Genomic DNA, 13,131 nt, shown 5'->3' on the forward strand with positions numbered 1-13,131 from the left:
GACCGGGCCTTATTGTCAGTTTCGAAGACGCCGCTCAGGCAGCTTTCGAGACCAGCGCCGCGCCGTCGGCCAGCTCCGTCCCGATCAGGAAGTCGCGGCAGCCGCGCAGGCTGCGGAGCGCGCGGTTGAAGTCGAGGCCGGTCGAGACCAGCGCATGCAGGGTTGCCGGATTGCGCACAATGCCGCGCAGGACGGCGGCTAGGTCGATCTGGCCGTTCGGCTTGATCGCGGCGCGGGCCAGCGCCGGCAGTGCGCGATGGGCGGGATCGCTGATGACGCGGACCGCGGCAAAGGGCAGCCCCGCTTCCGCAGCGTACGCGGCCGCGATGTGGCTTTCCATGTCGACGGCGGACGCGCCGGTCTCCGAATGCAGCGCCGCCTTGCAAGAGCTGCCCGTGACCACTTCCTCGGCGCCCGCAAGGGAGCCGCGCACGACCCGGCGGCGGCCGGAGGTCAGCTTGTCGATCAGGTCGTCGCTGAGCGACAGGCCGGCGCCCCAGCGGGCATCGCCCGAGAGCACCTCGGTCGCCACCACGACGTCGCCGGAGCGCAGCGTCGGGTCGAGCCCGCCGGCCACGCCGAACGAGATCACACCACGAATCGTCTCGGGATCGACCACCGTCAGAAGCGCCCGCAACTGGGTCGGGCTGCTGGACGAGCAGATCACCGCCATTCCGGGCCCAGCAGCAATGCGGGCCTCCTGAACCAAACCGGTCACGATCAATATCGGCCGCGGATCAATGGCATTGCCCGCGGTAACATAGTCCCCCGTCCCCAAAGTCACATTCCGACCCCTACCACCCTGCTGTTGGTGTTCCGCAAGTTCCGATATCGCGCCAGCGCCCACAGCGGGAAGAACTTCGGGTAACCATGGTACCGCAGATAGAATACGCGGGGGAAGCCCGTGGCGGTGTAGCGGCTCTCGTCCCACAGTCCTTTTTCGTTCTGTGTTGCAATCAGGTACTCCACCCCGCGGGCGACGGCCGGGTGATCAACCTCGCCAGCCGCCATCAGCGCAAGCAAGGCCCATGCCGTTTGCGAGGCGGTCGATGGAGCAGGTTCCCAGCCCTTGTAGTCCAGCCGGTAGCTGACGGCGTCCTCGCCCCAGCCGCCGTCCTTGTTCTGGATCGAGGCCAGCCAGCCGGCCGCCTTGCGCATCATCGGATCGTTGCGGTCCACGCCGGCCATGTTGAGGGCGCACAGCACCGACCAGGTTCCATAGATGAAGTTCATGCCCCAGCGGCCGTACCAGGATCCCTCGGAGTGCTGGGTCTTCCGGAGATAGGCGATCCCGTCGGCCACGTGCCTGCTGGTCTTCTCGGTCTCGCCGAGCTGGGCCAGCATCGAGATGCAGCGCGCCGTGACGTCCTCGGTCGGCGGGTCGAGCAGCGCGCCGTGGTCCGAGAACGGGATGTTGTTCAGATAGTATTCGAGGTTGTTGACGTCGAAGGCGGCCCAGCCGCCGTCGTCGCTCTGCATGCCCTCGATCCACTCCCGGCCGCGGTCGATCGCGGCATCATAACCGGTCGCACCGTGCTCACGGCGCATGCGATCCATCGACATCACCACCACGGCGGTGTCGTCGAGATCGGGGTAATGGGCATTGTTGTACTGGAACGCCCAGCCGCCCGGACGCACGTCGGGCCGCTTCACCGCCCAGTCGCCCTTCACCTCGAGCTCCTGCTTCGGGATCAGCCAATCGAGCCCCTGCTTGGCCGCAGGCACCGCCTTGTCACCGCCGGCTTCCAGCAGCGCGTGCGCGGTCAGCGTCGTGTCCCAGATCGGTGAGACGCAGGGTTGGCAGTAGGCCTCGTCGTCCTTGATCACGAGCAGCTTGTCGATGCCTCGGCGCGTGATCGCGCGTGGCGGGAAGTTCTCGTCCTTGCCGAGCGCGTCATACATCATGACGATGTTGGCCATGGGCGGATAGATCGCGCCCATGCCGTCCTCGCCATTGAGGCGTTCCTCGATGAAAGCGAGCGCGGCATCGATCGCGCGCTGGCGCAGGCGCTTCGGAAACATCGGCTCGACGACACGCAAGACGGCATCGAGCGAACGAAACAGCAGGAACCAGGCCATGCTCTGGTGCGGTGCCTTGGCGGTCATGCCGATCGAGCGCGGATCCTGGAGGAACAGTTCGTCGATGCCGACGCCCTTCGGATTCTTCGCCAGCGGCTTCAGCGCGGCGATAACCATCAGCGGCACCATGGTGGTGCGCGCCCAATAGGAGATCTTGTTGATGTGGAACGGCGACCAGAACGGCAGCAGCACGATCTCGATCGGCAGCACCGGCACCGCGCGCCATGTCACCACGCCGAACGTCGCCAGCAGGAAGCGGGTGAAGACGTTGCTGTTGATCGCGCCACCACGTGCGTGAATCGCCTCGCGCGCGCGCGCCATGTGCGGCGCGTCCACGGAATCGCCGATCATCTTCAGCGCGAAATAGGCCTTCACGCTGGCGCTCATGTCGAACTCGCCGTCATGCACCAGCGGCCAGCCGCCATGGGCGCCCTGGACGCGGCGCAGATAGTTGCCGATCTTGGCCTCGAGCGCGGTGTCGACAGGCTCGGCGAGATAATGGCGCAGCAGGATGTATTCGGCCGGGATCGTGCAGTCGGCCTCGAGCTCGAACACCCAATGGCCGTCGGATTGCTGAAAGCCGAGTACGCCTTGCGTGGCCAACGCAATGCTCGATTCCAGGGTGTTCGATTCCAAGGCTTCGCGGCTGGTCGCGTTCACGGAATCCATGTCGCTCGATTGCTCCGATAGTCGATTGAAAGTGACGGGGACATTGCCCGTCAGAGCCGCTTTTCAGGATCCTTTGGCGGCCAAAACCAGATCGGCGGCGCGATCACCGGACCGGACCGATCCTTCGATCGTTGCAGGCAATCCCGTAGCAGTCCAGTCGCCGGCAAGGAACAGGTTTTTCAGCGCGGTGATCGGCCCCGGACGCAGGGCGTTCTGCGCCGGCGTGGCCGCAAATGTGGCACGACGCTCGCGCACGATCTGCCACGGAGGCAGCTCGCCGGACACGCCGCCCGCCTCGCAGACGTCGTTCCAGATCGCCTGCGCGAGTTCCTCGCGCGGCATGTCGACGAGACGGTCGCCATTGCTGATGGTGACGGAGAGCCGGTTCGGAAACGCAAACAGCCATTCCACGACGCCGCCGATCACACCGAGGATCGGCGCCGAGCCCGGCGGCGGCTCAACGCGGAAATGCGCGTTCACGATGGCGCGGAATTCGGTCGGCGCCGTCAGGCCCGGCAGCAGGCTCGTCGCCGCGCGCGGCGGCACCGCCATCACGATCGGATCGCCCGCAGCGAGCTGGACCACATCCTCGCCGCCGAAATTCAGTGCACTGACTTTGCCGTCAGTGGTGACGAAGGAACGCAGCTCATGGCCGAGCTGAACGGTGTGTCCGCGCTCCTGCAAGAATTTCACGGCAGGCTCGATCAAGACGGCGCTGAGGCCGTCGCGCGCGATGAGCGGACGGCAGGCCTGCCCGCCCGCCAGCAGCGTCTCGCGCACGATCGCGCCGGCAAGCCCGGCCGAACCCTCGGGCGGATCGACATTGAGCGCCGCGAGCAGCAGCGGCTGCACCAGGCGTTGATAGAGAATGCCTTCGCAGGGAATGGATTTGCCGACCAGCGTCTGTTCCGATGCCCAGATCAGCGGCGCCAGCTTGAGATAATCGGTGAGCCCGGTGTCGGGCACGCGGCGGCTCTCATCGAGCACCCAGGCGGGCCACCGGCCGGCACCGAGATCGATCTGCCAACGCTGCCCGGTCTTGATGTCGACGAAGGGAAACTGCGCGGTTTCAGGGCCGACGAGGCCCGCCTCGGTGCCGATCGAGCGCGCATAGGCGCGCGCGTGGCTGTTGCCCGACAGCAGCAGATGATTGCCATTGTCGATCATGAGATTGGTGGCGCCGTCGAAATAGGAGCGGCAGCGGCCGCCGGCCTGGTGCGTCGCTTCGTGCACGGCGACCTTGAAGCCGGCATTGGCGAGCCGCACAGCGGCGGAGAGGCCGGAGATTCCGGCGCCGATGATGTGAGCTGTGTTTTGCATCAGAGGAAAGCGTAGCGGAACAGGATCGCGAAGCGTGTGACCTTCGACACACGCACGGGCTCGCGCGGCGCATTGAAGCCGCGCGCGATCAGGAGGTCCAGAATGGCGTGATAGTACTTCGACATGATCCGGGGCGCGCGCACCGTGCGGCGCTTGTTGCGATTCATGATTTCGTCCGACTTCTCGAAATGCATCTTCGCACGCTGCGTCAGCGGCAGGCAGACCTTTGGCAGCGCGCGCTCGGCGATCACGCGGTTCGGATCGTTGGAGGTGATGCCGGCATGCAGCAGCGCCTCGCGCGGCAGATAGAGCCGGCCGAGCGTTGCGTCCTCGTCGATGTCGCGCAGGATGTTGGTGAGCTGCAGCGCGCGCCCGAGATGGTAAGCGAGCTCGATGCCGTCTTCCTCGGGCAGGCCGAACACCCGCACCGACAACCGTCCGACCGCGCTGGCGACACGGTCGCAGTACAGATCCAGCGTCGCCATGTCGGGCGCGCGGATATCCTGCGGCACGTCCATCTCCATGCCGTCGACGATGGCGAGGAAATCCTCGCGCTTCAGCCCGAACGTCTTCACGGAGGTGACGTAATCGGCAAGCCGCGCCGGCGGGCTGCCCTGATAGAGCGCGTCGATGTCGTTGCGCCACTGCTGAAGTGCGGCGAGCCGTTCATCGCGCGGGCCGTCGGAATCGGCGATGTCGTCGACCTGGCGGCAGAAGCTGTAGATCTGGAACATCGCCTCGCGCTGGTCGCGCGGCAGGATCCGCATCGCAGCGTAGAATGAGCTGCCGGATGCGGACGAGCCATAATTGGCGCTGGGCGCGGTCGCCTCAAGCGTCATGGGCAGTCCCCGGATTCGAGATCGGCTTGCGGCCGATCGCGCGACGGCCGACTTCGCCGATCATGCCGGCGAGGCTGAAAGTGAGAACTTCAAACTTGTTCAGATGCACGCGCTCGCGCAGGGGATCGCGCACCTTCAACAGACGCACGATGCGGTCGGCATAGGCCTGGATCACCGAGACATCGACGCCGAGGCGGAAATCCCTGATCTCCGCGCTCAGCGACTTGCCCTGGTTGAGCAGCGCTTCGTTGCGCACGGCAAGCGCCTGAAGGCACGACAGCATCGCCGGTGGCGACTGTGCAAGCCCAAGCTGCTCGACCGAGGCGCCGCTTGCGGCCAGCGCATCGCGCGGCAGATAGACGCGGTTGAGCTCGCGAAAATCCTTGCCGCAATCCTGAAGATGGTTGTTGATCTGAAGGCCCGCGCAGAGCGCATCCGACGCAGCCCAGGTCGAGGTGCTCTCGCCATGGACGTCGAGCATGAAGCGGCCGACCGGCATCGCCGAATAGCGGCAATAGTGGATGACCTCGTCCCAGTTCTCGTAGCGCAGTTTCGTCACGTCCATGCGGAACGCGATGAGCACGTCGAGCGCGTGGCGCGGCGCCATGCCGCGCTCGGCCAGCGCACGCCGCAGCGCGACGGCTTCGGCCTGGGTGTCGCCCTTGCCGAGGAGTTCCGCCTCGAACAGGTCGAGATAGCGAAGCTTTTCGTCCGCCGGCAGGGTCGCGTGGTCGGCGATGTCGTCGGCAGTGCGGACGAAATTGTAATACGCCAGGATCAGGGCGCGATGACGCGGATGAATGATCCAGGACGCGACGGGAAAATTCTCGTCGCGGTCACCCTTGCCGGATCGCAATTCGCTCGCAGAGGTCATCGAGGGCTGATCAACAATCGTTTGGACAGGAAGGGCTTTTGCGCTCGCGCGGGCCTAATGCCGGCGCTGCCGCGGCCCCCATATAGGGGAATACGGCCGCAAAACCAATCCTGTCTCTCGATGGCAGCCTTGCGGATCCGGCCTGAAAAGGCGGCCCCACGGCCGCCTTTGTGGGCCAGTGGCCGAGCTTACTGGTTGTGGTTCTTCAGGACCTGGTCGCAGGCCTGCGAGATCTTGGCCCGGTTCTCCTTGAGGCAGGCCAAGACGGTGAAATCGCCCTGGTCGATAACCGGACGGCAGAACTTCTGCACATCACGCGTGCAGGCCTTCTGCTCGGCATCCGTGCCACGCCCCTGCTGGGCGAACGCAGCCGTGGACAGGGTTGCCGACAGCACGGTGAGAGCGACGAGAAGCTTACGCATTGTATTCCTTCATTCTGACGGCAGAATCGCACCGATCCCGGACAGCACAGGGCGGACGACGGGAACGGATTGCTCTGATGGCAAGTTGCCGCGGAAAGGGCGGCACCGGAGAAGGCACAAGCACTGGCAAATGCGGCCAAATTGGCGCCGCGCCCACCAAATCAGGTCTTCCCTCGGCCTTCATTGGCAGATGTAAGGGTTTGATCCTACGTCATAATTCTGGCAAGCGGCGTTTTACTGCATACCTGTTGCAGAGCTGCATCTGTCCGATCCGCCATTTCGGCCAGAAATACATGGAAACAGAGGAGATCCGAGGTCAGACCGCTGACATTGTGGGCGGTTAGGCTGTGAACCTGATCCAGGCTCTTGAACCTGACTCAGGCTCGCAACACTAAACTTTCGATGTGGCGAGACGTCCTGTCATGAACGGACGTCGTTCCAAAACGGGATATTGATGATGAAAATCTTTGGGCGATCTGAACTGGCGATCAAGGCGGCGGGCATTGGTGCGGCGCTGCTCTTCTCAGTTGCGGCAGGCCATGCTCAGTCGTCCGGGCCGTTCGCCGGCTTCGACGGGGCGTGGACCGGCACCGGCACGGTGTCGCTATCGGACGGCTCGACCGAGCGCATCCGCTGCAAGGCGGACTACAAGGTCGCCGGCACCGGTCTCAGCCTCAAGCAGGCCCTGCACTGCGCCTCCGACAGCTACAAGTTCGACCTCACCAGCGACGTGACGAGCCAGGGCGAGCGGATTTCCGGCAACTGGAGCGAGTCCAACCGCAACATCTTCGGCAACCTTCAGGGCACCGCCGGTGGCGGTCAGATCGAGGTATTCGTCGAGGCCAACGGCTTTGCCGCCAATCTCTCGCTGCGCACCAACGGCTCCAAACAGACGGTGCAGATTTCGTCCAAGGGCGAGATCCGCGGCGTGAACATCACGATGACGAAGGGCTGATCGCCCCTTCCTGCTTCGAGAGAAACAAGCCCCCGGTTTTCGCGAGCCGGAGGCTTTTTGCTGACATCAATCCTTCCGCGCAACGCATTCGCATCGGCACCTGAAGTAAACCGCATCCGGATCGCGCCCCCAGGCGTCCCAACCGGCAAGCGCCGCCTCGATCTCCTCGGCGCTCGCGAGCGCCCTGCTCAGAAGCTGCGGCCCGAGGCCGAGAAGGCTTCGTCGCGCATCCGTGACCGCCTCGGCGCGGCTTGCCGCATCGGCGCTATGGTTGACATAGCTTGCGCCGGCCCAGACCGGCATGAAGCCGTGCGCGCGAACAATGGCACTCTGCCGGCGACCAAAGCGAAGCGCCTCCGGATCGTCGTGCCCGTACCAGCGTTGCCAGAGGTCGAGCGCGAGGCGCACGCCGTCGAGTTCGGGATGGAGAATGTTGCCGCCGACATCGGCGTCACGCGTGCCGAGCACCCCGCCCGGCTTCAGCACCCGCCGCGCCTCCGCCAGCGTTCGCATCAACGTCGCCTCGCTCTGGTGATAGAGCACCGCGTGAAAGAACACCGCGTCGAATGCCTCATCCTCGAACGGAAGCGCGGTCATGTCGGCTTCGACAAAGGACAGATTGGTGAAGCCAGCCCTGGCGGCAAGCTGACGAGCCGCGGCGATTGCGTTCGACTCGATGTCGAGGCCGATCGCCTTGCCAACAACCCCGGCAAGCGCAGCCGTAATCGTCCCTGGACCGCAGCCAACGTCGAGCAGGACCATGTCCGGTGTCAGGAACGGCGCAAGGAAGGCGGCGGAGTCGCCGCCCCGCTTCTGCTGAAACGCCGTGATGGAGTTGTCGTGCTGCGTTTCCCGCATGATACCTCTCGAACCGCAGCCAGCGTGCTGCGATTCGGTGGCCGCGTGATGACCTCCGCTCAGATCGCCGGCTTGTCGGGGCCCTGCAGCTTGGCGTGCAGGTTGATCAGCCACATCGCCGTCGGCCGCAGGATGAAGAGGTCGGCCACCAGCGCCGCCACCATCGAGAAAGCGCTGAGCCAGCCGAACAGCCGCAGCGACGGCAGGTCCGAGAACACGGTGACGACGAGACCGCAGGCCAGCACCAGCGTGGTCAGGATCAACGCCGGGCCGACCAGCACGGTCGCGCGCTCCACCGCGAGCGCTGAACCGACGCCCGGCTTGCTCTCAAGCCTAAGGCGATTGAGGAAGTGGATGGTGGCGCTTAAGCCCAAGCCAAACGAGACGGTCAGCGCGACGACGCTGGCGAATTGCAGCCCCTCGCCCATCGCCCACAGCACCGTTCCCGACATCACCACTGGGAAGATGCCAGGCAGGATGCAGGCAAACATCACCACCCAGGAGCGGAAGGCGAGGCCGATGAAGATCGCGACCAGCGCGAATTCGACGGTGAGCCCGCGGTTCAGCTTCTCGATCATGCCGGCCGAATTGCGCGCGGCGATGGCGGCGAGACCGGTGACGGCAACCTCGTAGCCAGGATGCTTCTTGCGGACGGCGTCGAGCTCGGAGTCCAGCTTGTCGACGATCGGCAGGAGCTGGCTGGAATCCTTGTCCGGCACGCGGCCGGCCACAACCACCGCATCCTGCTCGGCATCGATGAACCGCCGCACCAGATGCTCGGGGATGACGTTGACATATTCCTTGAGAGTCGCGACATCGTCGCTGCCGGCCTTTTCGGCCAGCCAGCGGCGCAGCGTCTCCAGCGACCAGACATTGCCGACGCCGGCCGCCTTCTCCACGGTCGCGTGCACGTCCGCGATGGTTTGCAGCGTCTCCGGCGAGTAGAGCGTTTCACCCTTGGGGAACTGGATCAGCACGTTGACCGGATTGGCGCCGGTCAGCTTGGCGTCGAGCCGGTTGCTGGCGGCCACCGCCTGGCGCTTGTCCGGCACCTGGTCGGCAAGCCGGTAGCGCGGCTCCAGATGGCCGTAGATGACGCCAAGGCCGCCGACGAACAGCACCGCAATCAAGCTGAACAGGCCGGGCCGGCCGACCATGCGCACCGCGATCCAGTAGCAGAAATTGCGCAGCGCCTGCACGCCGGCGTCCGCGGTCTGGAATTTGACGGCGAAGATCTTTTCATTGCGCACGAACAGCACGCCGAACACCGGCACCAGCGACAGCACCGTGATCAGCGCGATGATGGTCGCGGCCAGTCCCGCTTCGCCGAATTTGCGGATCAGGTCGGAGTCGGAGAACTGCAGCGCAATGAAAGAAATGCCGGCGGTGCCGTGCGTCAGCACGCAGGCCGGGCCCACCACCAGCACCGCATTCTTGAACGCGGTGAATTTGTCCTGGCCCGCGATCAGCCGGTCGCGCGCGGCGAAGGTCAGCTGCATCGAGTCCGAGAACGAGATCACCATGATGAGCGGCGTCATCACGTTCAGGAACATGTTGAGATTGAAATTGGCCCAGCCGAGCGCGCCGAGCGCGATCAGGATCGCTATCATCGGCGGGAATGCCGCCACCACCATGAACGAGATCTTGCGGAAGAAGATGATGGCGATGACGCAGCCGGCGAGAATGCCGAGGATGTTGTAGGTGAGTCCGTCGCGCTCGACCGCGTTGCGAATCTCGAGCTGCATCACCGGCACGCCGGAAAGCTGCACACTCAGCCCGGTATCACCGAGATCCTCCTTCATCAGCGCGCGGATGTCGCCGACGGTCTTGGTGAGCTTGTTGGAGGCTACCACCTCCGGATCGAGCGACAGCACGATCAGCGCGAGCGTGCCGTCCTCCGACAAGAGCTTGCCGCGGATGATCTCGTTGTTTTTGACGGTCTCGATGAACTGGTCATAGGCCGCGCCCTCGGGCAGCTCGGCCGGGAACAACGCGGCCGGCAGCTTGCCCGGCGCCGGCGCCTGGCGCGCGGAGAATAGCGAGACCAAACCGCGGGTGCCTTCGACCAGCTGCATATCAGTGACGAAATCGCGCAGCTTCTCAAGATTGTTCCGCGCCAGGAGTTTCTGGCCTTCGACCACGACGAGAACGTCGAATTCCTCCGCCGGGAACTTCTTGGTCACCGCTTCATACTGGCGGAATTCCGGCGTGTTGGAGCGGAACAGCTGGGACAGCGAATCGTCGATCTTGATGCGATGGATGCCGAACACCGCGCCGACGATCAGCGCGAGCAGTATGATGCAGGAGACGATCGGCGCGCGGACCGCAATCAGCCCGATGCGCTCCAGCCCGAAGGCGATGGAGGACGTAGGCCCCTGCTCGACCTTGTCGACATGAACCTCATTCTCGCGGTGCTTTTCGAGCATGCCTTGTCCAGTTCCTAAATCGGTTCGGTCAGCGAGCTTATTGCGCCCCGCGAACGGCTTGAAAACGCCATACCAATGGGAGGCTTGCCCTTTGAAAATGCGCGGAAAATCGCCGGCAGCGGTTTAGCAGGTCAATCACCCTTCTCGCAAGCACGCCAAGGGTCTCCAAATCGATCAAGATGCGGCGATTTTGCCGGAATGCCTGTCATTCTGGCACAGCCGTGCCGATTCGACGCGGCGCGCGGTCGGCGCTCTCGTCCTTGAGCGTCACGCCGGTGGCCTCCCGCGCCAACCCCTCGCGGACCAGCCAGGCGATCTTGAGGGCCGCCTCGTCATAGCTCAACCCAGCCTTGTGAATGTTCGACACGCAGTTTCGCTCGGCATCGGTCAGGCCGGGCTTCGGTGCGAAGGTCAGATAGGCACCGAGGCTATCGGGCGCCGACAGGCCCGGCCGCTCGCCGATCAGCATCAAAACCATGCGGGCGCCGAGAATGGCCCCGATCTCGTCGCCGAGCGCGACCCGCGCGCCTGAGGCGACGACGGCATGGCCGATCGCGACAGCGTCGCCTTCGCCCAACAGCGGCAGCAGGCTATGCAGCAGCGCGACCGCATGGGCATGGACCGCGGCGGCCGACAATCCGTCGCCGATCACGATCGCAAGCTGGCACGGCGCGGTGGCCCCATCCGCCAGCGCCGCGGCGGAGCCGGCATCGAGCTGTCGTCCCAGATCCGGCCGGCGCAGGTAATCGCTGCGATCGGCAGCGCGGCTCGTGACCTCGGTGGCGCCAAGGCCGAGCGCCCTGAGCCCGGCAAGCAGACCCGGCGCATCGAAAGCGGAATGCACGGCATCGCGGGCGCGGGCATGCGCCAGCGTGAAATCGAGCAGCGGTTTTGTCGGCAGGCTCGCGCCGCTGCGCCCGAGCGCGACGCGCGCAGGTGTAAGCGACTTCAGGTCGACGGTCGGGCGCGCCGGAACGGGCTTGTCGCTCATTCGGCGGGAACGGACGCTTCGCGCAGCCGGATCGAATAATTCGATGCGTTCTGCTGGCCGGTTGAAGCCGCGCGCGCGAAGGTGATGAGATGATGCGCGATCATGGTGCAGCCGATCAGGCCCTCCATGTCACCGCAGCGAATCCGCCCCAGCGCGAATTTCCAGAAGACGCGCCTGTAGTCGCCGAGCACGCCGACCTTCCAGAAGATATTGCGCATCATGATCAAGCCGCGCCGGATGTTGGGCCAGGTCTTCATCTCGTCCGGCACCGGCATCTTGAGACGATGCGGATAAACGTGGTCGCATTGATACTGGAAGCGCGCATAGACCTTCTCGGGCTCGTAAGCCACGCCCATCGCGTGCTTCCAGGATGCGACGACCTCGTCATAAGGCAGCAGGAAGTCGACGTTGGAATCGCGGCCGTCGTCATGGACCAGGCGCCCGTCGCGCTCAAGCCGGTCCCAAAGCGGCGTCTTCGGCAGCGCCTGAAGCAAGTTGATGGTGAGAAGCGGGATCTGGGATTCCTCGATGAAGGCCAGCAACGCATCGGATGTATTCGGCTTGTCGGTGTCGAGTCCCATGATGATGCCGGAGACGACCTCCATGCCGTAGGAGTTGATGGTGCGCACGCCCTCGAGGATCGGGACCATCATGTTGTGGTCCTTGTGCATCGCGTGCAGTGCGTCGGGATCGGGGGTCTCGATGCCGCAGAAGATGGTGTGGAACATGGCCTCACGCATCTTCTCGAGGATTTCGGGGCGCTTGGCGATATTGAGCGTCGCCTCGCAGGCGAGCCGCATCACATAGCCGGTCCTCTTCTGCCACTCGATCAGATGCGGCAGCAGATCCATCGCCGCCTTGCGGTTACCGATGAAATTGTCGTCGACGAAATAGACCGTGTCGGTCATGCCGCATTCGCGCAGGCGATCGAGCTCGGCGATGATCTGCTCCGGCGACTTGATGCGCGGGTTGCGGCCGTAGAGGCCGGGGATGTCGCAGAATTCGCACTGATAGGGACAGCCGCTGGAATACTGGATGCTGCCGAGGAAATACCGCTTCACATCGGCGAGCTCATAGGCCGGGATCGGAAACTCCGTCATCGGCACGCGGTCCTTGGTGGTCAGCACCACCTGCCGTTCGGGGCGAGACGTGTCCCGCGACAGGATTTCGAGCAGCTGGTTGGTAGCGTCGCCGAGCTCACCGACATGGAGATAGTCGAACGACGGGTAATAGTCCGGGCAGGCACTGACCGAGGGGCCGCCGAGCGCCACCGGCAGGTCGAATTCATGGGCGCGGCGGCAGATGTCGTTCATCTGCTGGCGCTGGATGTGCATGCCGCTGACGAAGACGGCCTCCGCCCATTCGAACTCTTCCTTCGTCGTGCGGCGAAGATTTTCGTCGACGAATTTGACCTGCCATTCCCTGGGCAGATAGGCCGCGAGCAACAGCAGGCCCTGCGGCGGCATGAAGGCGCGGACGCCGTCGGTCAGCGGATAGGAATACTCGAACGTCCCGAACGACGAGGTGTAACGCGGAAACACGCACAGGATCCGCCGCGACGTTCCGTTGCTTTCAGCGCGCATCGAACTTCCCCCAACCACGTGCTACGAACGGTACTGACGAGGTCTCCAGACACATAACGTAACGCTGCGACCGGAATTCCTCAATATTGTGGCAGCGACCTAATTCGTGAGACGC

Annotated in this window: 11 protein-coding genes; 1 reads left to right on the forward strand and 10 read right to left on the reverse strand. The window is 64.5% G+C overall.

Annotated features, from left to right (window positions below; translation table 11 throughout):
* Nucleotides 1-34: 34 nt before the first annotated feature.
* From YUA_RS0129590 to YUA_RS50340, 6 genes are all read right to left on the reverse strand, one after another.
* Nucleotides 35-784 carry a phosphorylase gene (locus YUA_RS0129590; RefSeq protein ID WP_027533944.1) on the reverse strand — a complete coding sequence of 250 codons (750 nt, stop codon included), beginning with the start codon at nt 782-784 and terminating at the stop codon, nt 35-37.
* Nucleotides 781-2,748: a squalene--hopene cyclase gene (gene shc, locus YUA_RS0129595; RefSeq protein WP_027533945.1), complete on the reverse strand. Its 1,968-nt coding sequence runs from the start codon at nt 2,746-2,748 to the stop codon at nt 781-783. The genes YUA_RS0129590 and shc overlap by 4 nt, the downstream gene beginning before the upstream one ends.
* Before the next feature lie 63 nt (nt 2,749-2,811).
* Nucleotides 2,812-4,068, reverse strand: a complete 1,257-nt coding sequence (gene hpnE / locus YUA_RS0129600) for a hydroxysqualene dehydroxylase HpnE (protein ID WP_027533946.1) — start codon at nt 4,066-4,068, stop codon at nt 2,812-2,814.
* Nucleotides 4,068-4,907 (reverse strand): presqualene diphosphate synthase HpnD, encoded by an 840-nt coding sequence (hpnD, locus tag YUA_RS0129605; protein WP_027533947.1) that lies wholly within the window; start codon nt 4,905-4,907, stop codon nt 4,068-4,070. Before hpnD ends, hpnE begins: the two co-directional genes overlap by 1 nt.
* Nucleotides 4,897-5,781, reverse strand: a complete 885-nt coding sequence (gene hpnC / locus YUA_RS0129610) for a squalene synthase HpnC (RefSeq protein ID WP_027533948.1) — start codon at nt 5,779-5,781, stop codon at nt 4,897-4,899. Before hpnC ends, hpnD begins: the two co-directional genes overlap by 11 nt.
* Nucleotides 5,782-5,969: 188 nt before the next feature.
* The gene (locus tag YUA_RS50340) at nt 5,970-6,203 is read right to left on the reverse strand and encodes a hypothetical protein (RefSeq protein ID WP_027533949.1); all 234 of its coding nucleotides are present in this window, start codon (nt 6,201-6,203) and stop codon (nt 5,970-5,972) included.
* Between the two features lie 457 nt (nt 6,204-6,660).
* Here YUA_RS50340 and YUA_RS0129620 point away from each other — a divergent pair, with 457 nt between their 5' ends.
* Nucleotides 6,661-7,158, forward strand: coding sequence for a hypothetical protein (locus YUA_RS0129620; RefSeq protein WP_027533950.1), 498 nt, complete (start codon nt 6,661-6,663; stop codon nt 7,156-7,158).
* Nucleotides 7,159-7,224: 66 nt separating this feature from the next.
* On the opposite strand, the gene YUA_RS45415 is transcribed toward YUA_RS0129620, so the two are convergent.
* The 4 genes from YUA_RS45415 to YUA_RS0129640 form a co-directional block, all read right to left on the reverse strand.
* Nucleotides 7,225-8,016 carry a class I SAM-dependent methyltransferase gene (locus YUA_RS45415; protein ID WP_051383453.1) on the reverse strand — a complete coding sequence of 264 codons (792 nt, stop codon included), beginning with the start codon at nt 8,014-8,016 and terminating at the stop codon, nt 7,225-7,227.
* A gap of 59 nt (nt 8,017-8,075) precedes the next feature.
* A complete protein-coding gene (locus YUA_RS0129630) occupies nt 8,076-10,442 on the reverse strand; it encodes an RND family transporter (protein ID WP_027533951.1) in 2,367 nt (788 codons plus the stop codon).
* 205 nt (nt 10,443-10,647) lie between these two features.
* The gene (eutC, locus tag YUA_RS0129635; RefSeq protein ID WP_027533952.1) at nt 10,648-11,433 is read right to left on the reverse strand and encodes an ethanolamine ammonia-lyase subunit EutC; all 786 of its coding nucleotides are present in this window, start codon (nt 11,431-11,433) and stop codon (nt 10,648-10,650) included.
* Nucleotides 11,430-13,016, reverse strand: coding sequence for a B12-binding domain-containing radical SAM protein (locus tag YUA_RS0129640; RefSeq protein WP_027533953.1), 1,587 nt, complete (start codon nt 13,014-13,016; stop codon nt 11,430-11,432). The genes eutC and YUA_RS0129640 overlap by 4 nt, the downstream gene beginning before the upstream one ends.
* Between the last annotated feature and the right edge of the window lie 115 nt (nt 13,017-13,131).

The sequence above is a fragment of the Bradyrhizobium sp. WSM3983 genome, from assembly GCF_000473045.1.
Classification (GTDB): Bacteria; Pseudomonadota; Alphaproteobacteria; order Rhizobiales; family Xanthobacteraceae; genus Bradyrhizobium.

What these genes read in the sequence shown, in the direction of transcription:
- shc (WP_027533945.1), bottom strand. Translation starts at nt 2,748, where the DNA reads ATGGATTCCGTGAACGCGACCAGCCGCGAAGCCTTGGAATCGAACACC.
- hpnE (WP_027533946.1), bottom strand. Translation starts at nt 4,068, where the DNA reads ATGCAAAACACAGCTCACATCATCGGCGCCGGAATCTCCGGCCTCTCC.
- hpnD (WP_027533947.1), bottom strand. Translation starts at nt 4,907, where the DNA reads ATGACGCTTGAGGCGACCGCGCCCAGCGCCAATTATGGCTCGTCCGCA.
- hpnC (WP_027533948.1), bottom strand. Translation starts at nt 5,781, where the DNA reads ATGACCTCTGCGAGCGAATTGCGATCCGGCAAGGGTGACCGCGACGAG.
- YUA_RS50340 (WP_027533949.1), bottom strand. Translation starts at nt 6,203, where the DNA reads ATGCGTAAGCTTCTCGTCGCTCTCACCGTGCTGTCGGCAACCCTGTCC.
- YUA_RS0129620 (WP_027533950.1), top strand. Translation starts at nt 6,661, where the DNA reads ATGAAAATCTTTGGGCGATCTGAACTGGCGATCAAGGCGGCGGGCATT.
- YUA_RS45415 (WP_051383453.1), bottom strand. Translation starts at nt 8,016, where the DNA reads ATGCGGGAAACGCAGCACGACAACTCCATCACGGCGTTTCAGCAGAAG.
- YUA_RS0129630 (WP_027533951.1), bottom strand. Translation starts at nt 10,442, where the DNA reads ATGCTCGAAAAGCACCGCGAGAATGAGGTTCATGTCGACAAGGTCGAG.
- eutC (WP_027533952.1), bottom strand. Translation starts at nt 11,433, where the DNA reads ATGAGCGACAAGCCCGTTCCGGCGCGCCCGACCGTCGACCTGAAGTCG.
- YUA_RS0129640 (WP_027533953.1), bottom strand. Translation starts at nt 13,016, where the DNA reads ATGCGCGCTGAAAGCAACGGAACGTCGCGGCGGATCCTGTGCGTGTTT.